Origin of the sequence: Methylobacter luteus IMV-B-3098, from assembly GCF_000427625.1 — a bacterium.
GTDB classification, from domain to species: domain Bacteria; phylum Pseudomonadota; class Gammaproteobacteria; order Methylococcales; family Methylomonadaceae; genus Methylobacter; species Methylobacter luteus.
The window spans coordinates 19,410-41,657 of the sequence record NZ_KE386569.1 but is presented as its reverse complement, the minus strand read 5'-3'; the positions used below and the strand labels follow the sequence as shown (position 1 = coordinate 41,657).

Here is a 22,248-nt window from a genome sequence, read left to right as displayed (position 1 = left end):
CAGCATGAAGGCGCTGCCGGCAGAAGGAAGGATTAGAAATAATCCGCGTTGAGCAGGAAATGCACGGCGATGCTGCCGAAATAACCGATCAAAATCACCGGCATCCATTTCAGGTGCGTGCTGAACGTGTAAATGCCTTTGGCCTGCCCCATCAAACCAACGCCAGAAGCCGACCCGATAGCCAGCAGACTGCCACCTACGCCGGCTGTCAATGTGACTAGCAGCCACTGCCCTTGGGAGATATCCGGCTGCATGGTCAGCACGGCGTACATGATCGTGCCGTTATCGATGAATGCCGAAAAGATACCCACTAGAATGTTGGCAATGGTTGGATCTATTTCGCCGTATAAAAAATTCGAGACAAGTCCCAGATAGCCAAGGAAACTCAAGCCGGCAACGCTCATCATAACGCCATAGAAAAACAGCAGTGTGTCCCATTCCAGATTGGCCACGTTCTTAAATACGTCGAACTCGTGATGTTCATCATCTATAACCGGAATGTCCATTGTGTCGGTGTCTGGCGCTCCATTGGTTTTTCCGGGTGCCTTTTGCATGTAGTAGCTAAAAAACTTCAAGTAGGTCAAGCCCATCAGCATGCCGGCTGCCGGAGGCAGCTCAAGAAAATTCTCAAAGCAAACCGCTGTTATGATAGTCATCAGGAACAGAAAAATTATAATGCCGGCACCGCGCTTGATGACCGGCGCTTCTCTAGCTGCCGCCGGCTGCTCCTTGGGAATCCAGAAATGCATGATTGCCGCAGGCAGGGCAAAGTTGACCATGGCTGGAATTAACAGCGAATAAAAGCTGATGAACGGTACAACTCCTTTTTGCCAGACCAATAACGTCGTGATGTCGCCGAAAGGGCTGAACGAACCACCGGCATTGGTGGCGATAACCACATTAACACAGGAGATGGTGATAAAGCATTTGTTGTCCTTGCCCATGGCCAATAATACGGCGCCCATCAGCAGAGCGGTGGTCAGATTGTTAGCGACCGAAGACAACCCAAAAGACATCCAGCCGGTGATCCAGAATAACTGCCGGTAGCTGAAGTTTTTACTCAACAGCCAAACACGTAGATTTTCAAAAACGTTCCGGTCCTCCATGGCATTGAGATAGGCCATCGAAACCATAATAAACAAAAACAGTTCGGCAAACCCTTCCAGGCTGGTACGGAAAGCCTTTCCGGCAACTTCGCCCATGTTCCCGGAAACGTAAATGAAAGCAATAAATACCCATATCAGGCTGGCTGCAAACACCATGGGCTTTGATTTGCGCAGTTCGGTGACTTCTTCAAACATGGCGAGGATATATGCCACGACAAAAATCCCAATCGCGAGATATCCTACCCAGTGCAGTGTCAGGTCTAAAGGTTGTTGGGAATCAATGGCGGCGTTTTCACCCCCCATAGCGAGCACCGGGAAGCCAAGAGAGATTAAGGCCGCCAAGTATGGCAAAAGCTTTCTAATCATAAAGTCCGTGAAAAATTGTGGAAAATCCGATGGTCAAAATTGTGCGCACTTTACTCGAGTTCAGCAGATCCTGCCAGCTAAATCTGTAACGTATTGATGGCAGTCCGCCTGCAATTAGCTATTCACGGACTGAACTCTTTTGAGGAAAAAAAAGCCTATTTTTGCCCTTGATTGATCCAGGGCGCTGTGAACTCGAAGGGGTACCGGCTTCAGGAAAAAGCCGGTATTTTTAAGGAATGGAAATATCAGTCTTGCAGCTCTTTGTTGAGCGAGATGTACAGTTTGGGAGAGATGATTTCATCCTCGTGCAGCTGTTTCAGTATGTCGCCCTGCAAAGTATGCAACACCCTTTCAGCCGATTGTTGGTTCAACTGCTCCAGTAAGGCCTGATTGGATTGAATCTGCTCTTTCATGTGTTCCTCGGTGCACGCTTGCAGGGCCCGATAAACGGAAAGGACATTTTCTATCGCCTGTTCATCATCAAAGATTTCGCTCAAATGCGACTGTTCCAGCTTGGAAAGTTCACGGATAACTTTCGTTATCAATTTGTATTGCGTGCGATAATACAGATAAATTTCTTCCGGATCAGGCGCTTTGGGCGATAGAAAAAACGCCCGGCGAATGCCGTTGATAATACTTGCATAGATCCAGTCGCTGAAATGCTCGTTCAGTGAAGTCAGCTGCTGCTTGCCGTGCTCCACCCGTTCGACCTGAATTTCCAGAATATCGAGAATTTTCTTATAGCCGGCCTCATTGATTTCCGAACGCCGAAAAATCTCTTTCAGCGCGGCTTTTTCCAGGCCTAACGCATACAGGCGCAGCATGTTCTCGATTAAATGGTCGGAATTATCGAAATTTTGTCTGGCCAGTTCGTGCTGTTGCTGATTCAGGGCATTATAGTAAGAGGACAGGGCCTGATGCTGATGCTCGCTGATTTGTTTCTGTTGGTATAAATCATCGATTTTGTCGATCAGGTCTTTGTAAATCAGGGCCTTGCTTTTGTGATAGCTCATCTCTTCCTGAGAGGAGAGCGAGTCGATCTTTAATAAACGGATTATTTTTCCAATCGTCGTGGCTTTGATCAGCAATGTGAAATAAATACAGCCGATGGTGATGGCGGTAATGAACTCTTTAATGGAGAAAGAGTAAGTCCAGCCGGGCAGACTCAGGTTGTTCGGAATCAGCAACACCATCACGATTGCCAAAGCTCCGCGCAGGCTGCCCCAGGATAATAACTGTTGCCAGCTTTGCGGTATTCTTTCCTCCAGTTTGAGGGCGTGAATGATCGATATCGACGAGTAAACGGATATGATACGCGCCACGGCAACCACGGCGATAATGGCTATAATCGGCAGAATGGCAATTTTTAAATCGATGGAAAGATTGGCGAACATCAGCCCCATCAGGATAAAGACCAGCGAGTTGGCGAGGAAGGCGAAGTAACTCCAGAATTTATCCATGTATTCCTCGACGCCGTGCGACATTTTAAAGCGCCCGTAATTGCCCATGACCATCGAGGCGATCAGGGTCGAGATAATCGAGGACAGATGGATTTCATGGCCCAGTACCACCAGATGCTCTGAAATCAGCTCGGTCAGCAGGAAGGTGAAATGCGCGACCAGCAGGGTCAGCGTGATTTCCAGGTGTTCGTTACCTTTTACCAGTTCAATCAGTTTGGAGAACATGAACCCCATGAACAGACCGAAGATGATGCCGCCGACCAGCATGGTCGTGAACGAGATAAGGCCTGTCAGCAGGGTTGGAAAACCGGTATAGCCATGGATGAACAAGTCCAGAAACACCAGAAACAGCGCAAAGGACGTGGCATCATTAAACAAGCTCTCGCCTTCGAAGATCAGCGTCAAACGATGCGGCGCGCCGTATTCCTTAAATAGGGACAGAACCGCTACCGGGTCGGTTGAGGAAATGATGGTGCCGAATAGCAGAGTGACCAGCAGCGGAATATCCAGGCCCAGCAGTCCAAAAGCCCATTGCCCGACAAAACCGATGAATATCGTCGATATGAGCAAGCCCAGGACGGCCAGTATGCCCATCGAATACTTGTTTTCCTTGACGTTGCGAAATTTCATGTTGTAGGCCGATTCAAAAATAAGAATAGGCAGGAACACGAAAAACAGCGCTTCGGGCGTTAACTGGAAACGGGTGATGAAAGTCAGCGATTCCACCTGAGATATGGGGACTAATAACGATCCGACCACCACTAACAAAACGGTATAAGGGATGCGCGTTTTAATCGCCAACAAATTCACGCCTAATGCGATCAACATCAAGGTAAAAATGGATAAAAAGACGTCAAGATTCATTTAAAGCATTTACCTACTATTTAGAAATATAACCCGAATGCCTGAATCTTCAGGCATTCGTCGGCATGAAAATGAGCCAGTTTGGTTTGCCAGTCTTTCATGGGGCGTGCCGTATCGTCGCAGTCATGCTACTGGCGTAGATCGTTTTTTATATCGGCACCCAATCTGAGCACCAGGCGAGTCATCGTACTCACCGATGCATCCCGGGCAGACGTCTCCTCCAATCAGTCTATTAGTTCATACAGTGCCATGGATTGCACCGCTAACTGCACCTTGATAGCAGTTTCATAAGGCTCCAGTCTAGAGGGCTTGAACCGCCAAAGGGCTGGCCTTTGACGGCATCGGTTGGCACCACAAAGTGTGCATTTTGAAGACCAAGGCAGGGCTGACGCCTTAGTGTAAACTCACTGTTCGAAGTGTTTTCTCCTGCTTCAACAGCTTCCATCTCGCGGGCACGTAAGTCTCCTGAATAGGACTTGGGCATGGATTAATACAGACTCATCTTGTTGCAATGGATATTCTACAACACGTGTCTAATTAATTGAAATTGCTCCAATCTTTTTTAATCTTGTATAAATTTAAAATCTACAGTGCTGCCAATGCGCTTTCGTAATCAGGCTCGCTGGCTACCTCATCAACCAGCTGCGTATAAATCACTTTGTCATTCTCATCAAGAATGACAATGGCGCGGGCCGTTAAACCGGCAAGAATGGTATCGGTGATATAAACGCCATAATCATTGGCAAAGCTTGAACGGAAGGTTGACAACGAAATCACGTTTTTCAGCCCTTCCGTTTCGCAAAAGCGGGCTTGCGCAAAAGGCAGGTCCGCCGAAATCACCAGAACGACGGTATTGTCCAGTTTTGAGGCTTTCTCGTTGAATTTACGCGTTGACGCAGCGCATACGGGCGTGTCGAGGCTCGGCACGATGTTCAGGATTTTCTTTTTACCCGCGTAAGTCGCCAGCGTGACTTCCTGTAATTTGCCGTTAACCAATTTAAACTCCGGCGCCTTGCTGCCGACCGAGGGTAATTCACCCGATATATGTAACGGTTTACCTTGAAACTTAATTGCAGCCATGGCTTGTATCCTCCAGATGGGTAATCAATTAAAACATGCCGAATTTAACGTTCCGATAAAACTGATGAGCAAACTGTTCATGCCTGCCATCGTTAATGCCAGTCCCCGGCATCACTTTTTGCTTTTGGTATGCTTTACCAGCCGCTTGCGTTTTTGTATCTGGCGCTCGGTCAGTTTGTTTTTCTTGCCGTGAAAGGGATTGGCCGGCGATTTGAATTCCAGACGGATAGGTGTTCCTTTCAGACCCAGCTTGTCACGGAAATAGTTCATTAGATAGCGCTTATAGGAAGTCGGCAACACGTCGGTCTGAACACCGTGTATGACCACGATAGGCGGATTGCGCCCGCCCTGATGAGCATATTTGAGCTTGATCCGGCGCCCGTTCACCAAAGGCGGCTGATGCGCAGCCGTCGCTTCGCTCAATATCCGTGTCAGTGCCGGCGTGCTCATGTCGAGCATGGCCGAGTCGTACAGGGTATGCACGACATCGAACAGCTTGCCGACGCCGCTGCCGTGCAGCGCGGAGATCGGGTGTTTTTCAGCAAAATCCAGAAACGACAGTTTGACATCCATCTGCCGCTTGACGGTTTCTTTCTGCTCCGTGGTTAAGCCATCCCACTTGTTCAGGCCGATAATCAGGGCTCTGCCCGCTTCCAGCACGAGGCCCAGCAAATGCGCATCCTGGTCGGTAATACCTTCGCTGGCATCGATGAGGTAAATGACGACATTGGCTTTTTCAATCGCCTGCAACGATTTGATCACGCTGAACTTTTCAATGCCCAGGGATACTTTTGACCGTCTGCGCATGCCAGCCGTATCGATCAGCGTAAACTTCCTGCCGTTGCGCTCAAACGGAATGTAGATACTGTCGCGCGTCGTGCCGGGCTCATCGAACACAACCACGCGCTCTTCGCCCAATAGTCGGTTGACCAGTGTGGATTTGCCAACGTTAGGCCGGCCGACGACGGCGATACCGATACCGCTGATGCCGTCGCGCAGATCTTCGGCCTCTTTATCGGGGGGCGGCAGCAACTGCTCGGCGCGCGCCAACAGTTCGGGTACGCCCCGGCCATGTGTCGCGGCGATTTGTACCGGCTCGCCCAGCGCCAGTGAATGGAAGTCGGCGGCCGCCATATCGCCATGAATGCCGTCTACCTTATTCGTGACCAGGATGACCGGCTTGCTCATTTTTCTGAGCATGTCGGCGATCACCTGATCGGAGGCACTCAGCCCTTCGCGCGCATCGACCATGAAAAAGACGATGTCGGCTTCGTCGAGCGCGACCTGCACCTGTTTTCGGGCACAGCTGTCTATGCCTTCGGCATCATCGGCGATACCGCCGGTATCGACCACCAGACAAGCACGGTTGCCGTGCTTGACACGGCCGTACTGCCTGTCCCGGGTCAAGCCGGGATAATCGGCCACCAGCGCTTCGCGGCTACGCGTTAAATAATTGAACAGTGTGGATTTGCCCACATTAGGGCGCCCAACCAGGGCTATTACAGGTAACATTTTATAAGGACCGGGCTTTTAAAGCGGCAAGCGTGCCATCTTTAGCATAAACATAAACGGTATTATCTACCACGAGGGGTTTGGCATCCATGGCGCTATCAGTCACGTGCACACGGGCCAGTTGCCTGCCGTCACTGGTGGAAAGCCAATGCACATAGCCTTCCAGATCACCGACTACGACATTATTTTCATAAGTGGCCGGCGCTGTCAGTTTCCTTTGGTGCAGATCTTTCTGCTTCCATAATGATGCGCCGGTGCGCTGGTCCAGTTGCCAGACATCGCTTTTCGAATCCGTTAAATACAAATAGCGCCAATCATTGGCCATGCCTGAAGAAGATGAAATCGTCTCGTTACGCCATATCACTTCGCCATCCACCGCCGAGACTGCGGCAATGCCGCCTTGGTAGCTGGCGATGTAAATTACGCCATCCGTTTCTATCGGATCCACATCCAGATCGACCAGCCTTTCAACTTCGGAGCGTCCTGCCGGAATAACGATACTGGTTTCCCAGATATGCTTGCCATCAATCAAGCGCAAGGCGATCAGCTTGCCGTTGTCATAACCGCCCACGACATTCTCACCACTGATCAGCAATGAACCGGTTCCGCGTACGCTGAGCGCCGGCACACTCTGCTCATAGCTCCACAATTTGCCGCCGCTTTTTTCGTCAAGAGCGGTAACGGTGCCATCCGTAGTTCGAACGACGACAACCCCATTGTCGATGACAGGCACCGAAAGCACTTCACTGGACACGCCGGCTTTCCAAAGCACTTCACCGTTTTCAAGGTTTAATGCGATGACTTCGGCATCGCTGGTACCCAGGATCACAGTACCGGCGCCCAAACCCGGACCACCGGAAAAGTGAAATTCGGTTTCAGTTTCCCAGCTCAGATCGCCTGTACTCAACTCTCTGGCCTGCACCAGCCCTTCTCTATCGGCGGCCAGTATTTTTCCGGATCCAATGGCCGGAACAAGCTTTAACGTATGTTCGTCCGCACCAACACCAATACTTGTTTTCCAAAGCACTTCGATCTGAATCTCAGGCGTGATTTCAGTTAGTTCGGCCGGCGGATCGGTATTGTCTTCACCACCCGAAAAGTAATCGGTTAAACCTGAAATCGAATCATTAACGGTGGTCAGTGCCGCACAACCTGGCAAAACGAAACAAATCAGCAAAAGCGTAATAAATCGCATTATTTTTGATTTTGTATAATTTCTGGAGCGGTCAAATCATCGATTTTAAATTGCAGCAACGGTGACTGAGATCCATTCCTTAACGCATTCTGATAAGAGGTACGCGCTTCATCACGACGATCCAACGCGACGTATAAGTCACCCAGTAATTCATCATAATTAGCTGAAAAACCTGATGATGAGGCCGGGTCAACCTTGTTGATGACCTGTAGTCCCTGCTCATATTCGCCCGTCGCGAGCATCAGGCGCACCAGTCTGATTCGGGCGATATGGCTCAATTCGTCATCCGATTTTGCCGCAAGCTTTTCCAGAATCTGCCTGGCGGCAGCCAGATCGCCCTGCTGAACCTTCAGTTTTGCCTCCATCAGGCCGCTGTATAACGCATATTCCGTCTTGGCGAATTCCTCTTGCGCACGTTCGGCGAGTTTTTCAGCCGATTCCTTTTTGCCGGTATCAGCCGCTGACAGTAACTGATCGTATAAGGCTGAAGCTTGCGCTGTCTGCTCCTTTTTATAACTTCGCCAGTAATTCCAGCCCAGAATAAGGGCGATACCCACTGCTAGGCCGACAATGGTCGATACGCCGTTTTCTTTCCACCATCTTTTTAACGCTTCTACCTGTTCTTCTTCTGTATCGTAAATTGCCACGTGTTTTCTCTTGTGTGTGATTATTAAGGAAACGGTAAAATTTTATGCCCGCCAGATACTGTTTGAAGCTAGCGGGATTGCAGATGCTCTTTAAAAAATGCAATGGCTTGCGGCTGGGACAAGGTCTGTTGCTCTTGCTCATGCCGTAGGGATTTGATACCGACCTCGCCGCGACTGACTTCATCATCGCCCAGGATGATGGCATATTCGGCGCCTATTTTATCGGCCTTTTTAAACTGGCTTTTGAAGCTGCCGCCGCCGCAATTGACCTGAAGCTTCAAACCGGGAATTTCTTCCCTGATGGTTTCGGCAAAACGCAAACCTTCCTTTTCGGCTTTTTCGCCTACGCGGATCATATAAACGTCTACGGGTCTAGCCACTGGGACAGTGTCCAGCATTTCCACCAAGGCCAGCAGCCGCTCCATGCCCATGGCAAAACCGACCGCATGATTGGCTTTGCCGCCCAATTGTTCGATCAAACTGTCATAGCGGCCGCCCGCACAAACGGTGCCCTGCGCGCCCAGTTCATCGGTCACCCATTCAAAAACGGTCTTGCCGTAATAATCGAGGCCTCGCACCAATCTGGAGTTGAGTTCGTATGAGATACCCAGATCATCGAGCGTGGCGGTCAGCATATTAAAATGATTGCGGCTGTCATCGCCCAGATAAGCCATTAATTCCGGCGCATTGGCGACTACTTCTTTCATGGCCGGATTCTTGGTATCGAGGATACGCAACGGGTTGGTTGCCAGACGGCGCAAGCTGTCCTCATCCAGCTGATCCAGATGCCCTTGGAAATAGCTGACCAATGTTTCCCGATAAAGCGCCCGCTCGGCAATCGTGCCAAGCGAATTGAGCTGCAATCTGACCTTGTCGCGGATACCGAGTTTTTTCCACAAACGATCTATCATCAGGATCAGCTCGACATCAATATCGGGGCCGGCCATGCCGTAGGCTTCCACGCCCAGTTGAAAAAACTGGCGGTAGCGGCCTTTCTGCGGTCGTTCATGGCGATACATAGGCCCGTAATACCACAGTCGGTGTACCTGATTGTGCAGCAAGCCATGCTCCAGGCAGGCCCTGAGACAGCCAGCCGTACCTTCGGGCCGAAGCGTCAAGGAGTCGCCGTTCCTGTCTTCGAACGTATACATTTCTTTCTCGACAATATCAGTCACTTCGCCGATAGAGCGTTTAAAAAGTTCCGTTTTTTCTACGATAGGCAGCCGGATTTCACTATAGCCATAAGCGCCGAGTACGTCTCTTATGATGTGTTCCGCGTATTGCCAGAGCGGTGCCTGCTCGGGAAGCACGTCGTGCATCCCGCGAATTGCTTGAATATTATTTGCCATGAGTATGATAGAGCCTGTTAGCGTTGAGCAGGCGTGGTCTTTTTTGCTTCGTTCGAAAGAGGGAATTTTTCCAATAATTGCTGCCGGTATTCTTCGGCCGGCTCCTGATTACCTAGCGCACGCTCAGCCTGCATCGCATACCATAAGGTTTCAGACGTATGAGGCGCCACATCGAGATAGCGCTGCAAATAGCCCTTCGTTGCCCAATATTCGCCTTTTTTATAGCTGAGCTTTTGCATTTCCAGCAATGCGGGCGCATAGGTCTTATTTGTATCCAATGCTTGCCGGAAATAAGTTTCGGCTTTTTGCGGCTGCCCCATACCGACCTGGCAACGTCCGAGGTTGGTCAACGCCATCCACGGCCTGTCATTTAACGGTGTGGAGGTTGCCTGGGTCAATAAGGCGACGCCCTCCTCATACTTGCCTCGCTCGCAAAGGAAACGACCATAATTGTTTTGCGCGCCCAGATCATCAGGCGCCAGTTTCAGCCCTGTCTCATAATGATCATTGGCTTCGTCATACAGGTTGATTTTTTCATACAGAAAAGCCAGCGCATTATGCACCTTGACATTGTCCGGGTCTTTCTTCAGCGCCACCAACAGGTTCTCTTTAGCCAGTTCCAGCTTATTCATGCCCATATAGCGCACGCCCAGCTCTAGATGGACATCGGCGGATTCTTTATTTTTTGCGCTTTTTCCGCCCATCCCGGCGCAGGCGGTCAATACCGATGTCAGCAGGATGATACTAAAAAGCTTAATGACTTTGCTTGATTCAGGCTGCACGTTCGGAACTCGCAAGTTTGATTTTCAGATGTCTACGACTTTTATCCGCTACTTTTCCGACCAGCTGGCCACAAGCGGCGTCAATGTCCTCTCCACGTGTGCGCCTGACTGTCGTAACGATCCCGGCCTCGTTCAAGAGCATTCTGAAACGGTTGATCGTCTCGTTGCTGGAACACCGGTAGGGAGAGTTCGGAAAAGGATTAAACGGAATCAGATTCAGTTTTGACGGCACGCTTTTTAATAGCTTGATCAATCCCCGCGCGTCCTGCATCGAGTCATTAATGCCCTCCAGCATCACGTATTCAAACGTAATCTTGCGTCGCGGTGCGATCTTGACGTTTTCTCTACAGGCTGCCATCAGCTCCTTGAGCGGATATTTTTTATTGATGGGGACCAGTTCATCCCTCAATTCATCGGTCACGGCATGCAACGACACGGCCAGGCTGACGTCGCAGACTTCCGTCAAGCGATACATGGCTGGTACCACGCCTGAGGTGCTGATCGTGACGCGGCGCTTGGACAGTCCGTAGGCGAAATCATCCATCATCAGGTTCATGGCCGCCACGACGTTGTCAAAGTTCAGCAACGGCTCACCCATGCCCATCATGACGACATTGGTAATGCGGTTGTCGGGACCTAAGCGCTTCTGAGCGACAAATACCTGTCCGATAATTTCAGCCGTCGTCAGGTTACGGTTAAAACCCTGCTGAGCCGTGGAGCAAAACGAGCAGGCCAGAGCGCAGCCAATTTGCGAAGACACGCAAAGCGTACCGCGCCCTTCCTCTGGAATGAAAACCGTTTCCACTCGGTTGCCGCAATGAGTCTGTAACGCCCATTTGCAGGTACCGTCTGTAGCGATTTGTTCCACGACGATTTCGGGCGTTTCAATGCAGCAGTGTTCATTTAAATACGCGCGCAACGATTTGCTTAAATTGGTCATCAGGTCGAAGTCCTGGACGTCTTCCTGATAAATCCATTTAAGCAGTTGCGTTGCGCGGAAAGGTTTCTCGCCTATCTCGACAAAAAAAGCCGCGAGGCCTTTTCTGTCGAAATCTAGCAGATTGATGCGTTTTTGATTAGCGGGTACGTGCACAGAGTTCATTTTCTGAGAAAAAGAAAGCGATTTCCCTTTTGGCTGTTTCCAACGCATCGGAGCCATGCACGGCATTTTCGTCGATGCTGTTGGCGAAATCAGCGCGAATGGTGCCGGCTGCAGCTTCCTTAGGATTGGTGGCGCCCATCAGTTCGCGATTTTTCAGAACCGCATTTTCACCTTCCAATACCTGCATCATGACCGGACCTGAAATCATGAAAGACACCAGGTCTTTAAAGAAGCCGCGCTCTTTGTGTTCCGCGTAGAAGCCTTCAGCCTGTTCTTGAGTTAAATGCACCATTTTAGCGGCAACGATTTGTAAGCCGTTTTTTTCAAAGCGGCTGTAAATTTCGCCGATGACATTTTTTGCTACAGCGTCAGGTTTAATAATTGAAAAAGTGCGTTCTATCGCCATGTGTTTCAAAACTCCAAATTTAAATAAAAATTAATAACTATTTATTATATCCGATAATGACCGGCTATTTCGAAGATACCTGAAAATATTGCCGGTCAAATACTGTTTTCATTAAGGCATTTGATCGATATCCGCGCCTTCTTTTACCGGTATCATCAAGTCTTCAGCGCTGACGCCCCAAGTTAAAGCCAAGGCACTGGCGACAAAAATGGAAGAATACGTTCCGACAAATACGCCGAATAAAAGTGCAATCGCAAAATTATGAATAATGGCGCCGCCTAGGAATGCCAGGGCAAGCAACACCAGCACGACCGTAAAAGAAGTCAGTATGGTCCGGCTCAACGTTTCATTCAGCGAAATATTCATGATTTCTTCCGATGAGCCTTTTCTGAATTTTCTGAAATTCTCGCGAATACGGTCAAAAACGACAATGGTGTCATTCAGCGAATAACCGATCAGTGCCAGGATCGCCGCCAATACTGTCAGATCAAATTCCAAACCGAAAATGGAAAACAAGCCTAACGTGATAATCACATCATGCACCAGCGCAGCTACCGAACCCAAAGCGAACTTCCACTCAAAACGCCAGGCCACATAAATCAAAATGCCGATCATCGAAAACAATAACGCCAGACCGCCATCTTGAGCCAGCTCTTCGCCAACCTGAGGCCCTACAAATTCAACCCGACGCAATTGCGCAGATTCCGCCGCATTTTTATTGATGGCCTCCAGCACCTTGGTGCTTAATTCCTTTTCGCTGATGCCTTCATGAGTTTTCAGACGAATCAACACATCCTTGGTTGTACCATAATGCTGAACGGTAGCATCGCCGAAACCAGCTTCATTTAATGAATTACGCACTACCGACAGGTCGGCCGTTTGCGGATAGCCTACTTCCACGAGCGTACCGCCGGTAAAGTCAATACCCAACTGTAATCCTCGCACGGCAAGCGAAGCGATCGAAATGATCAGCAAAACACTGGATAATATCAGCGCTATTTTGCGTCTGCCTAAAAAGTTTATATTTCGTTTTAACATGTTCTTAATCTTCTCTACAGAGCCTAAATAGACAGTTTCTCAACCCTGCGGTTGCCGTAAATCCAGTTAATGATCATCCGCGAACCGACAGTTGCGGTAAACATTGAAGTCAGGATACCAATTGATAGTGTCACGGCAAATCCTTTCACAGAGCCGCTGCCGAAAACGAATAACATGATAGCGGTCAGCAAAGTCGTCAGGTTGGAATCGAAAATGGTCGCAAACGCTTTTTCATAGCCCAGAAAGATACTGGATTGCGGCGAATTGCCGTTTCTGATTTCTTCACGAATACGTTCAAAGATCAAGACGTTAGCATCAACTGACATACCGACCGTCAAAACGATCCCGGCAATGCCAGGCAACGTCAGAGTCGCCTGTAACATCGATAATATCGCCACCAGAATAACCACGTTAAACGCCAGTGCAATATTGGCCACCACGCCGAAAAGCCTGTAATAGACCGCCATAAACGCCAGCACCAGGACAAAGCCCACCGTTGCCGATGTTACACCTTTGTTGATGTTGTCCTGTCCAAGGCTTGGTCCGACTGTGCGTTCTTCCACGATATCGACCGGTGCAGCCAATGCCCCTGCTCTCAAGAGGAGAGCAAGATTGCGCGCTTCCTCAGGGCTATCCAGACCGGTTGTCTGAAAGCGTTTGCTAAAGGCGTCGCGAATCGTTGCCACACTGATGACCTTCTCGACTTTTTCCTTATGGAAAACCTTCTGGCCATTGATCACTTTGGTGTTGACTTTGTATTCAATAAAGACCACCGCCATAGGTCTGCCAATATTGGCTTGGGTGATTTTGCCCATCTTCGTGGCGCCAACGCCGTTCAGCGTAATCGATACCATAGGCTGGCCGTCCTGATCCATGCCCGATGAGGCATCGACAATCTGGTCACCGGTCACGATAACGCGCCGATCCAACAGAATGGGGCTGCCGTTTTTGTCATAATATAAACGACTGGCCACGGGAACCTGACCCCGCACAGCCTTCTGCACGTCATGTTCGACATCAACAAGCCGGTATTCCAGGGTCGCCGTGGTGCCGAGGATTTCCTTGGCGCGCGCCGTATCCTGCACGCCGGGCAACTGCACGACGATACGATCCTGACCTTGTTGCTGTATGACAGGCTCCGCCACACCGAGCTCATTGACTCGGTTGCGTAATGTGGTCATATTTTGCGCCACGGCGAATTTTTTAATCTCGCGAATTTCGGCTTCGGAAAGTTTCAGCCACACTTCATCCTGAGCAGCCGGCTCAGTCAGATCCAGCGTGCGAAAATCCTTACCCAGCAATGACAATAAAGCCGGTTTTTCATCGGCTGATTTCAGTTTGACTTTAATGTAGCCATTATCTTTGGAAACTGAATGATAATGGATTTTTGCGCTTCTTAATGCCAGGCGAACATCTTCATTGTAACGTTCTTCAGCCTGCTTGACGGCCGCATCCATGTCTACTTCGAGCAGGAAATGCACACCACCACGCAAGTCCAGGCCCAGGTACATAGCCTTGGCGCCCAAGGATTGCAGCCATTCCGGTGTAACAGGCGCCAGATTTAACGCCACCGTATAATCGCTGCCCAGTTTATCTCTGAGCAGATCTGCCGCCTTGAGCTGATCATCCGTGTTGTTAAACCGGACTAAAACACGGCCTTCCTTAAACTCAAACGACTTGACACCAAATCCAGCCGCTTTAATAGCGGATTCGACCAGATCTGCCTGTGCCTGCTCTACTTTGGTTTCTCGTGTTGACGAGACCTGAACAGAAGGATCGTCGCCGTACAAATTCGGTAACGCGTAAACAAGCCCGACCATAAAAATGATCAGGATTAATAAATTTTTCCAAAGGGGGAAAGTGTTCTGCATGTGTTATTCCATCGATTGAACAACGTCTTAGTCGTATCGACTATTGCCGACAAGCTCTGACACCGGGGACAATAATTAAGCTTTATTAACCTTTTTGGCTACCGCTTTGTAAGTTCCTTTTGGCATCAGGCTGGCAATGGCATGACGCTGGACTTGAATAAAAATGTTGTCGCTAATTTCAAGCTTGACGAAATTCTCGTCCAGATCAACGATCTTGCCCAGAATGCCGCCGGTAGTCACGACTTCGACGCCCTTATTCAAGGCCGCTAGCATCTGCTTTTGTTCTTTGGCTTTCTTGGCTTGCGGACGCAGGAACAGAAAATAGAAAAACACCAGAATCCCCAACGGAAACAGCATGCCTTCAATACCGGGTTGTTGGGCTGCAGGAGCCGCGGCTTCCGCTAAAGCGTCAGAAATAAAAAAACTCATCATTATCCTCGGTTGTTATTATGTAATAAAAATTTAGCCATTATGCCACAGTCGGCACGGCTTTTCCTCGTTGTTGGTAAAATTGCTTGACAAAAGCACCCAGCTCTTGCCTTTCAATCGCATCGCGTAATCCTTGCATCAGGCTCAGGTAGTAATACAGGTTGTGAATGGTATTGAGCCTGGAGCCCAGCATTTCTCCACATCTGTCCAGATGTTTCAGATAGGCTCTGGAATAGTTGCGGCAGGTATAGCAGCCACAGGACTCATCCAGGGGATTGGTATCGAATTGATACTGGCTATTCCTGATTTTTATCACGCCGGTAGTGGTGAAAAGATGGCCGTTGCGTGCATTGCGCGTTGGCATCACGCAGTCGAACATGTCAATACCGCGCCTGACTGCTTCAACCAGATCTTCCGGCGTACCGACCCCCATCAGATAACGCGGCTTATCGACCGGCATTTTAGGGTGCACGACGTCGAGCGTGTTCATCATTTCCTCTTTCGGCTCGCCTACGGACAAGCCGCCGATAGCGTAACCATCAAAGCCGATATCGACCAGTCCGTCTATCGACTCCTGGCGCAAATGCTCATACATGCCGCCCTGCACGATGCCAAACAAGGCGGATTCATTATCGCCATGCGCTTTCTTGCTGCGCGCCGCCCAGCGCAAGGATAGGCGCATGGAGTCTGCCGCCTCATGAACGGTCGCCGGATACGGCGTGCATTCGTCAAATATCATGACGATATCGGACCCGAGATCACGCTGCACCCGCATCGATTCTTCGGGCCCCATGAAAATCGAGCTACCGTTGATGGGTGATTTAAAAGTGACGCCCTGTTCGGTAATTTTTCTTAACGCGCCGAGACTGAATACCTGAAAACCGCCGGAATCGGTCAGGATGGGTTTGTTCCATCCCATAAAATCATGCAGATCGCCATGTATCTTCATGACTTCAGTGCCCGGCCGCAACATGAGATGAAACGTATTCCCCAGAATAATCTGCGCGCCGACGCCCGTCAGGTCTTCCGGCGTCAATGATTTAACGGCGCCATAGGTGCCGACTGGCATAAAAATCGGGGTTTCTACAATGCCGCGGGCAAATTTGAGCCGGCCGCGCCGGGCGTGACCGTCAGTATTGATTAATTCGAATTGCATTATAAATTCAGGAAAAAGGGTTCTGAATGGATGTTGAAAAAACTGGGGTATTCGCCGCTGCCCTGTGGCCTTACTATCCGGCCGCCATTATATAAGAATAAAAAAACCATTGTCAGTTATCTTAACTGATGTTACGCAGTTGTAGGGGCGGACCTGCGTGTCCGCCCTGTGTCCGGTGCACGACAGGTTACCGAAAAACCATTGGCCGAGGGGGAACCGTTGGGCAAGGGCGAACACATAGGTTCGCCCTTGCCCAACTAAAGCCTGGCCTTTCAGACGATGAAGCCACTGAATTGCATAAAGGCCAGGCTTTAACAATCTGTCGCCAGCAGGCAGGATGAAAACGCCCCCCATGCGTAACATCAGATCTTAAGATCAATGAATTTGATAGGGCGGATCATTTTGTTTCGCACAAAAAAAAGCAGCGGTCTGCATCTGCAAGCCGCTGCCTCATGCTGTTGTCTTATACGTAAAATCTTATCTGGATTTTACAATATATTACAAGATGATTTTAACGAACCTTAGTTCAAGCCGAAGGTCCAGCCTTTAGTCCAGTTGTCATTTTCGTCAGCAAATGCGCCGGAATAACTGGTAGCGTCAAAAAAACTATCCGCCACAGGCGCGCCGGCTGAGAGCAGCGGCGATGCAGGTGCAGGCAGGAAGTCGTTTAACTGGGGATCCGCCGCTTCATTGCCCTCTTGCGTCATAAACCAGTCGCTGACAAGGAAGGCATCGCCCGCCTGTTCGTTGAAATTAACGGGACAGTCGACGTAAGTATTGACCATAGTCAATTGACCGGTCAAATTACCCGGGATGCCGGCATTTTGGAAAGTGGCGTCGGAATCGATGTTCAAGCAGGATCTGCGGAATCCGGTGAACACAGAGTTGTAAATATTGGCGCCGGTGCCGCGTCTGAGCAATGCACCGTCGCCACCAACACCGGGATTGCCGGTGCCGATCGCGGTGATGTTGGCCAACATCGGTTTGGAACGCGGCAGGCTGTTGAAATCGCCTTCGTTGTTATCGGCTTCGATACCATTGTCGCCGTCGTCCTCAATTTGTTTCATCAGCACGAATTGCGCCTTGCCGGTCCAGCCCTGTCCCCAATCGACATTGTCGTCGGAGATGCCAGTAGTGACGACATGCTTGAAGTTTACGGCGCCGCCGAACATTTCGATACCGTCGTCACTGCCTTTGTGTAGCTGAACAAAATCGATCGTGGTGCCAGAACCTACGCCTAGTAAGGTCAAAGCGTTCAATTCCTGGTCCGGACGAATCTGGTTGCCGGCGAAGCGGATTTGCGCGTATTTGAGGATACCGCTGTTTTCGTTGGCCTCATTGCCGCCGTAAGGTCGGGTCAGAGCCTCGTCGAATTGTACACAGACGGCAACCGAAGTATTACAACCGTTAACCGGAGCGTTGCCTGCGATGACAACCCCCCCCCAAGCGCCCGGAGTCAGCGCGTCTGTGTCATCATCAGCCGGACCGGTAAAAATGATCGGATGTTGCGGCGTACCGACGGCATTGATTTTAGAGCCCCTGTTGATATAAAGGAAATCGGCGCCGGCCTGGCCAACGATACGGGTATCGGGTTCGATGGTCAAAGTGGCCGGTTGCGCATTATCGCCGCCGATATCGACGCCGCCCGACAGCACCCATAAAATCTCATTGGATAAAGTCACGTCCTGCGTGATGCTGCCGGACAATAGACAGGCATTCTCGCCCAGCGGCTGCGAAAACTCCGGACAACCTGTAAACTCGGTGCTGTGCAGTCTGGTGACTGTGAAGCGCATGGGGTTGAATCCGGGCACCAGTTCCAGTTCGGCGAAAGAGGCAGCGCTGCCGTTATCGATAGTCACCTTTGGAATGAACACCTTGTTGACGGCTGGATCAAAATGAGCGCGCTCGCCGGCGGGTTGCGCGACTACAGCACTATCGGTCAATTCAAACAGGAAAGGGCTGGTTCCAACCAACTTCAGGGTGGCGTCGACAGTGTTCGCCTTGGAGGCGCTTACCGGGATATCGACAGCCTTGATGCGCAAGGTTGAAGTGGCGGAATCAAAATTCGCTATCCCTTTAGAGCCGGGTTCCAGTTTGGTGACGGTGAAGCGCATGGGGTTGGATCCGGGCACCAGTTCCAGTTCGGCGACAAATTCATCGCCGCCATTGTCGACGGTGACGGATGGAATGAACACTTTGTTGGCGACCGGATCAAAGAGCGCGCGTTCGCCTGCGGATTGCGCGATTTGCACGGCTTTGGTCAGATCAAATTGAAAAGGTTCGGAAGTTCTGGTCATCGCCAGAGTGGCATCGAAAGTATTCGCATCCACATCGACCGCCTGGATATGCAAGGTCGAGGATGCGGAATCAAAATTGGCGGCGCCGGCATTGGCCGCGCCGCTCAATACCGTACCACCAAAGATGGTCAGGACCGTCAGGATGGATTTGTGTGGTATAAAAGTTGTCGGTGATAGCATTAAGTTTGCTCCTTGGTTATGTATTGCTTGTGTTAAAGGTCGAGCTTGTAAGAACCCCGCAAGTGCCTTTCGGATTGTAAAGGCCCTGTATGAAATCAATGTGACATCAACAAACGGCAATCAGGCCTGCCGTGGTCAGAACTCCATCTGAAGGCCCAATCTGAACTCGCTGCCCCGCCTGAAACTACGGGTGACTTCATTGCCTTGGGTCACAACAACCTTGTCGTCAAGCAGATTTCGGGCATTGAAGGACACGGTGAGGTGATCCATAAACTTGTAGCGAAAAACGAAATCAAGCTGGTCGAACGGTTGTTCATATTTATCGGGAGCCCCCAGTGAACCCACTTCAGTGATGCGTTTGCCGACGGTGTTGTAAAGCAGCGTGGCGGTAATCCCGTTATCCGGATTGTCATAGCCGACCTGGGCGTTGACGATATACTTGGAATGGCCTTGCAAGGGTCTGAAATTGGTCGTCTGGGTCTGTAAATTTTCGGGCTTGAGCTCGATTTCCGATTCCGACCAGGTATAGTTGCCGCCGATATAAAAGTTTTCCAGCTCGGGTGCAATGAAATCCAGGTTTTTCAAAGCTTCGACCTCGAAACCATAGAGCTCGGCCCTATCGGCGTTTTGCAGCGTCAGCAACCCCGCGGGCCCTGGCAGCAAAATGGTTTCGATCGGATTGGCCAATTCTTTTTGAAATACGCCGAAGCTGAAGTTTTCGCTTCCGGAAAAATAATATTCCCAGCGGATGTCGTAATTGGTCACTTCGGTCTGCTGCAAATCCGGATTGCCCACCGTTTCCTTGTCATTGTTCGGATCGGTGAACGGCGCCGGTGAAAGTTCGCGAAAATCGGGGCGCGACAGCGTTTCAGAATAACTGAAACGCAATTGTTGCTTGTCGGTGACAAACAGCGTGGCCGCTGCCGAGGGCAGCAGATCTTCCTGAATCAGAGACGACATAATGGGCGCTTTGTCCGGATTGAATAATTCAAAAGTCGAGACTGTCTGATTGTTGTCTTCAACCCGGACGCCTCCGGTCAGGCGAACCCGTTCGAACAAGGTAACATCGCCTTGGCCGTAGTACGAAAACAGTTTCTGGCTCGCATCATAGTTATCGGTCGCCCGGGTGGTTTCGCCCAAGACGAAGCCGTTTCGCCCGATCAGGTCGTCGCTCAGAATAGCTTCCAGCGACTCCCGTCCCAAAACATCCTGCTTGCGAGACTCGGGCCCTGACGGATTGAAGCTGAAGCGTCTGATGGCCGAATCCCGGGTGAGTTCGCGATCTATGAATCCCGATGACAGGGTGGCGGTCAGATTTTTGTGAAATTCAAAAGGAATGGCCAAATCGACGCGATAACTCAAATCATCGTCATTGAGCTCCGAGAACACGCTCTGGTTGCTGTCCGCGCGCCGGGAAAAAAAGTAGCGGCCGTTGATCTTGTCGAACCGGTATTCGCGCTCGTCGGGCGAGTCGCGGCCGGCAGACGCGCGGGAAATGATCCAGTTTAATTTGATATCCTTTAGCCAATCGATGCCGTCGAGCAAATTATAATGACCGATTCTGTTCAGAGCATGCTCGCCGCCCCATTGACCGACGATCAGGCTGTTCTCGATATAGCGAAGCCGCGAGCGTTTGATATCGGTGGCATCGGCGTCGCTAAAACCCTCGGTGATACGTGCTTCGTCAAATGTCTGGCGCAGAATAAGGCCCTTGGCGAACAGTTTTTGATGCTCGGTATAATGGGCTTCCAGGCCCAAATAGCCATTGGTCTGCGTTTCCCGCTCGGTACGGCGCATCATGAATTCAGTTCTGGGATCGAGCCGTCCCCGGTTGACGCTGAACTCATTCAACTCTTCATTCTGGGTGTCCCAGGCATCGGACCAGCGCAAGGCACCGATGTAACCGACACCGAAATCGCCGGCCTGGTATGCGTCGCCTATACCAAGGCTGACACGGTGATCCGGTCCTATCGACTTCTGCTCGATATCCCAGACGCCGGATAAATCGCGTCCAAAGCCGTCAATCTCTTTCTCCGTGAACCCGTCAGGATTGAAGAAGGATTTCGGTGTAATGGTTTGGCCGCCGGCCAGGGCTTTTTGCAGGGAATCCGGCAGTGCGCGGGTTCCGTCGTCGGCGCCAAAAAAATCCAGGCCGCCGCCGTCATAGCGTAAGCCGTCAGAAAATGTGGTGTCGTCATTAAAACTGATCTGGTAGCCGAGATCGAAGAAAAAGTCGTCCGGAATACTGCGTGTGCGCAGCTCGACGGTACCGCCGGCGAATTCGCCCTGGCGGTCGACCGAATAGGATTTTTGAATCAGGATACTGTCCAGCACGTTGTTCGGAAACAGATCCAGGGGCACAACCCGTCGGGTCGGATCCGGCGAGGGAATCGACATGCCGTTCAGCAGCGTGCTGGAATAGCGTTCCCCCAAGCCGCGGATGAATACAAACTTGCCGCCCACCAGCGACAAGCCGGTGGCACGCCGCAGCGCACTGGCGGCATCGGTGTCGCCACTCCGGGTGATTTGTTCAGCGCCCAGGATATTGCTGACGGCGGATGTTGTCCTCTGCTCCTCGATAATTGAGGCCAGACTGCCGGCAATATGAGGCTCGAGCACCATATGTTCCGGCAACTCGAGTCCTTTGGGGGTGAGAGAAAAACCCTGGGTTGTGGTGGAGTCCGCCAGCACCTGGACTTTGTCCTTGATCTGGGTACTGAAATCGGAATGCAGTACAGAGATGCTGTACTCGCCAACCGGCATCTCAATTTTAAATTTGCCTTGCGGGCCGGTTTTTATTTCCGAGCCCATGCCGCTGATGAAAACCTGAGCGCCGGTTACCGGTTTTTGGGTTTCAGCGCTGACAACCTCGCCTTCGAGAACGCCTTTGCCAAGCGCTTCAGGCTTTTTTTCCGTTGCCAAAGACGTTTGAACTGCCGCCGAACTTGAACTTTCAATCTCTATAATGGGATCTTGCCCATGACCGAAGGTTGTGATGATCAACTGGGTATTTTCCCCTGCCTTTAACGGTACATCCAGATCCAGAATTTCCGCGCCATTCTGCCGGAATGAAAAATGATGCTGGCCGGGCTCTAGCTTCATCAGTGCGGAACCATCGCTGTCCGACTGCACCCGCTTGCCGCCGTCCACAACGATGTCGACCTGGGAAAAAGGTTTGTCGCTTTCAAATAAATAGATGTAAACCGAAGCGGATTCCTCGGCATGTGCGCTAGAAACCAGGCCCAAAAGAGACAGTAATACGGTAGAGCAATAATTCTTGGTCATAAAGGATACTAACTTCGGGCAGTTGCCGAATTTGATGGGTATGAAATATCAATGATTATCGATCAGTCAGAATATCAATGCGGTACAAGGGCAAAGTGGCAACCGGTAAACGGGTTTCACGCC

At 50.6% G+C, this 22,248-nt stretch carries 16 protein-coding genes; all 16 read right to left on the bottom strand.

The window, feature by feature from the left end; genetic code table 11:
• Positions 1-32: 32 nt before the first annotated feature.
• Positions 33-1,472, bottom strand: a complete 1,440-nt coding sequence (gene nhaD, locus METLU_RS0102135) for a sodium:proton antiporter NhaD (protein ID WP_027156780.1) — start codon at positions 1,470-1,472, stop codon at positions 33-35.
• A gap of 245 nt (positions 1,473-1,717) precedes the next feature.
• A complete protein-coding gene (locus tag METLU_RS0102130) occupies positions 1,718-3,796 on the bottom strand; it encodes a cation:proton antiporter (RefSeq protein ID WP_027156779.1) in 2,079 nt (692 codons plus the stop codon).
• 585 nt (positions 3,797-4,381) lie between these two features.
• Positions 4,382-4,876 carry a thiol peroxidase gene (gene tpx / locus METLU_RS0102120; protein ID WP_027156778.1) on the bottom strand — a complete coding sequence of 165 codons (495 nt, stop codon included), beginning with the start codon at positions 4,874-4,876 and terminating at the stop codon, positions 4,382-4,384.
• Between the two features lie 111 nt (positions 4,877-4,987).
• Positions 4,988-6,388 carry a ribosome biogenesis GTPase Der gene (gene der / locus METLU_RS0102110; protein ID WP_027156777.1) on the bottom strand — a complete coding sequence of 467 codons (1,401 nt, stop codon included), beginning with the start codon at positions 6,386-6,388 and terminating at the stop codon, positions 4,988-4,990.
• Between the two features lies 1 nt (position 6,389).
• The gene (gene bamB / locus METLU_RS0102105; RefSeq protein ID WP_027156776.1) at positions 6,390-7,583 is read right to left on the bottom strand and encodes an outer membrane protein assembly factor BamB; all 1,194 of its coding nucleotides are present in this window, start codon (positions 7,581-7,583) and stop codon (positions 6,390-6,392) included.
• Positions 7,583-8,230: a YfgM family protein gene (locus METLU_RS0102100; RefSeq protein WP_027156775.1), complete on the bottom strand. Its 648-nt coding sequence runs from the start codon at positions 8,228-8,230 to the stop codon at positions 7,583-7,585. Before METLU_RS0102100 ends, bamB begins: the two co-directional genes overlap by 1 nt.
• Before the next feature lie 68 nt (positions 8,231-8,298).
• On the bottom strand, positions 8,299-9,579 hold the full coding sequence (gene hisS / locus METLU_RS0102095; RefSeq protein WP_027156774.1) for a histidine--tRNA ligase: 1,281 nt from the start codon (positions 9,577-9,579) through the stop codon (positions 8,299-8,301).
• A gap of 17 nt (positions 9,580-9,596) precedes the next feature.
• The gene (pilW, locus tag METLU_RS0102090) at positions 9,597-10,361 is read right to left on the bottom strand and encodes a type IV pilus biogenesis/stability protein PilW (protein WP_027156773.1); all 765 of its coding nucleotides are present in this window, start codon (positions 10,359-10,361) and stop codon (positions 9,597-9,599) included.
• Complete coding sequence (gene rlmN / locus METLU_RS0102085; protein WP_027156772.1) at positions 10,351-11,463, bottom strand: 23S rRNA (adenine(2503)-C(2))-methyltransferase RlmN; 1,113 nt, start codon at positions 11,461-11,463, stop codon at positions 10,351-10,353. Before rlmN ends, pilW begins: the two co-directional genes overlap by 11 nt.
• Positions 11,438-11,869, bottom strand: a complete 432-nt coding sequence (gene ndk / locus METLU_RS0102080; RefSeq protein WP_027156771.1) for a nucleoside-diphosphate kinase — start codon at positions 11,867-11,869, stop codon at positions 11,438-11,440. Before ndk ends, rlmN begins: the two co-directional genes overlap by 26 nt.
• A gap of 111 nt (positions 11,870-11,980) precedes the next feature.
• Positions 11,981-12,907, bottom strand: coding sequence for a protein translocase subunit SecF (secF, locus tag METLU_RS0102075; protein ID WP_027156770.1), 927 nt, complete (start codon positions 12,905-12,907; stop codon positions 11,981-11,983).
• A 23-nt stretch (positions 12,908-12,930) separates the two neighbouring features.
• Positions 12,931-14,778 (bottom strand): protein translocase subunit SecD, encoded by a 1,848-nt coding sequence (gene secD / locus METLU_RS0102070; protein ID WP_027156769.1) that lies wholly within the window; start codon positions 14,776-14,778, stop codon positions 12,931-12,933.
• Between the two features lie 75 nt (positions 14,779-14,853).
• On the bottom strand, positions 14,854-15,207 hold the full coding sequence (yajC, locus tag METLU_RS0102065; protein ID WP_027156768.1) for a preprotein translocase subunit YajC: 354 nt from the start codon (positions 15,205-15,207) through the stop codon (positions 14,854-14,856).
• 40 nt (positions 15,208-15,247) lie between these two features.
• Entirely contained in the window at positions 15,248-16,363 is a 1,116-nt protein-coding gene (tgt, locus tag METLU_RS0102060) for a tRNA guanosine(34) transglycosylase Tgt (protein WP_027156767.1), read from the bottom strand.
• Positions 16,364-16,884: 521 nt separating this feature from the next.
• On the bottom strand, positions 16,885-18,840 hold the full coding sequence (locus METLU_RS24320) for a hypothetical protein (protein ID WP_051299742.1): 1,956 nt from the start codon (positions 18,838-18,840) through the stop codon (positions 16,885-16,887).
• A gap of 135 nt (positions 18,841-18,975) precedes the next feature.
• The gene (locus METLU_RS0102045; protein ID WP_027156765.1) at positions 18,976-22,125 is read right to left on the bottom strand and encodes a TonB-dependent receptor domain-containing protein; all 3,150 of its coding nucleotides are present in this window, start codon (positions 22,123-22,125) and stop codon (positions 18,976-18,978) included.
• Between the last annotated feature and the right edge of the window lie 123 nt (positions 22,126-22,248).

Excerpts from the sequence above, each read along its gene's own strand:
- nhaD (WP_027156780.1), bottom strand. The coding sequence starts at position 1,472 with ATGATTAGAAAGCTTTTGCCATACTTGGCGGCCTTAATCTCTCTTGGC.
- METLU_RS0102130 (WP_027156779.1), bottom strand. The coding sequence starts at position 3,796 with ATGAATCTTGACGTCTTTTTATCCATTTTTACCTTGATGTTGATCGCA.
- tpx (WP_027156778.1), bottom strand. The coding sequence starts at position 4,876 with ATGGCTGCAATTAAGTTTCAAGGTAAACCGTTACATATATCGGGTGAA.
- der (WP_027156777.1), bottom strand. The coding sequence starts at position 6,388 with ATGTTACCTGTAATAGCCCTGGTTGGGCGCCCTAATGTGGGCAAATCC.
- bamB (WP_027156776.1), bottom strand. The coding sequence starts at position 7,583 with ATGCGATTTATTACGCTTTTGCTGATTTGTTTCGTTTTGCCAGGTTGT.
- hisS (WP_027156774.1), bottom strand. The coding sequence starts at position 9,579 with ATGGCAAATAATATTCAAGCAATTCGCGGGATGCACGACGTGCTTCCC.
- rlmN (WP_027156772.1), bottom strand. The coding sequence starts at position 11,463 with ATGAACTCTGTGCACGTACCCGCTAATCAAAAACGCATCAATCTGCTA.
- ndk (WP_027156771.1), bottom strand. The coding sequence starts at position 11,869 with ATGGCGATAGAACGCACTTTTTCAATTATTAAACCTGACGCTGTAGCA.
- secF (WP_027156770.1), bottom strand. The coding sequence starts at position 12,907 with ATGTTAAAACGAAATATAAACTTTTTAGGCAGACGCAAAATAGCGCTG.
- secD (WP_027156769.1), bottom strand. The coding sequence starts at position 14,778 with ATGCAGAACACTTTCCCCCTTTGGAAAAATTTATTAATCCTGATCATT.
- yajC (WP_027156768.1), bottom strand. The coding sequence starts at position 15,207 with ATGAGTTTTTTTATTTCTGACGCTTTAGCGGAAGCCGCGGCTCCTGCA.
- tgt (WP_027156767.1), bottom strand. The coding sequence starts at position 16,363 with ATGCAATTCGAATTAATCAATACTGACGGTCACGCCCGGCGCGGCCGG.
- METLU_RS24320 (WP_051299742.1), bottom strand. The coding sequence starts at position 18,840 with ATGCTATCACCGACAACTTTTATACCACACAAATCCATCCTGACGGTC.
- METLU_RS0102045 (WP_027156765.1), bottom strand. The coding sequence starts at position 22,125 with ATGACCAAGAATTATTGCTCTACCGTATTACTGTCTCTTTTGGGCCTG.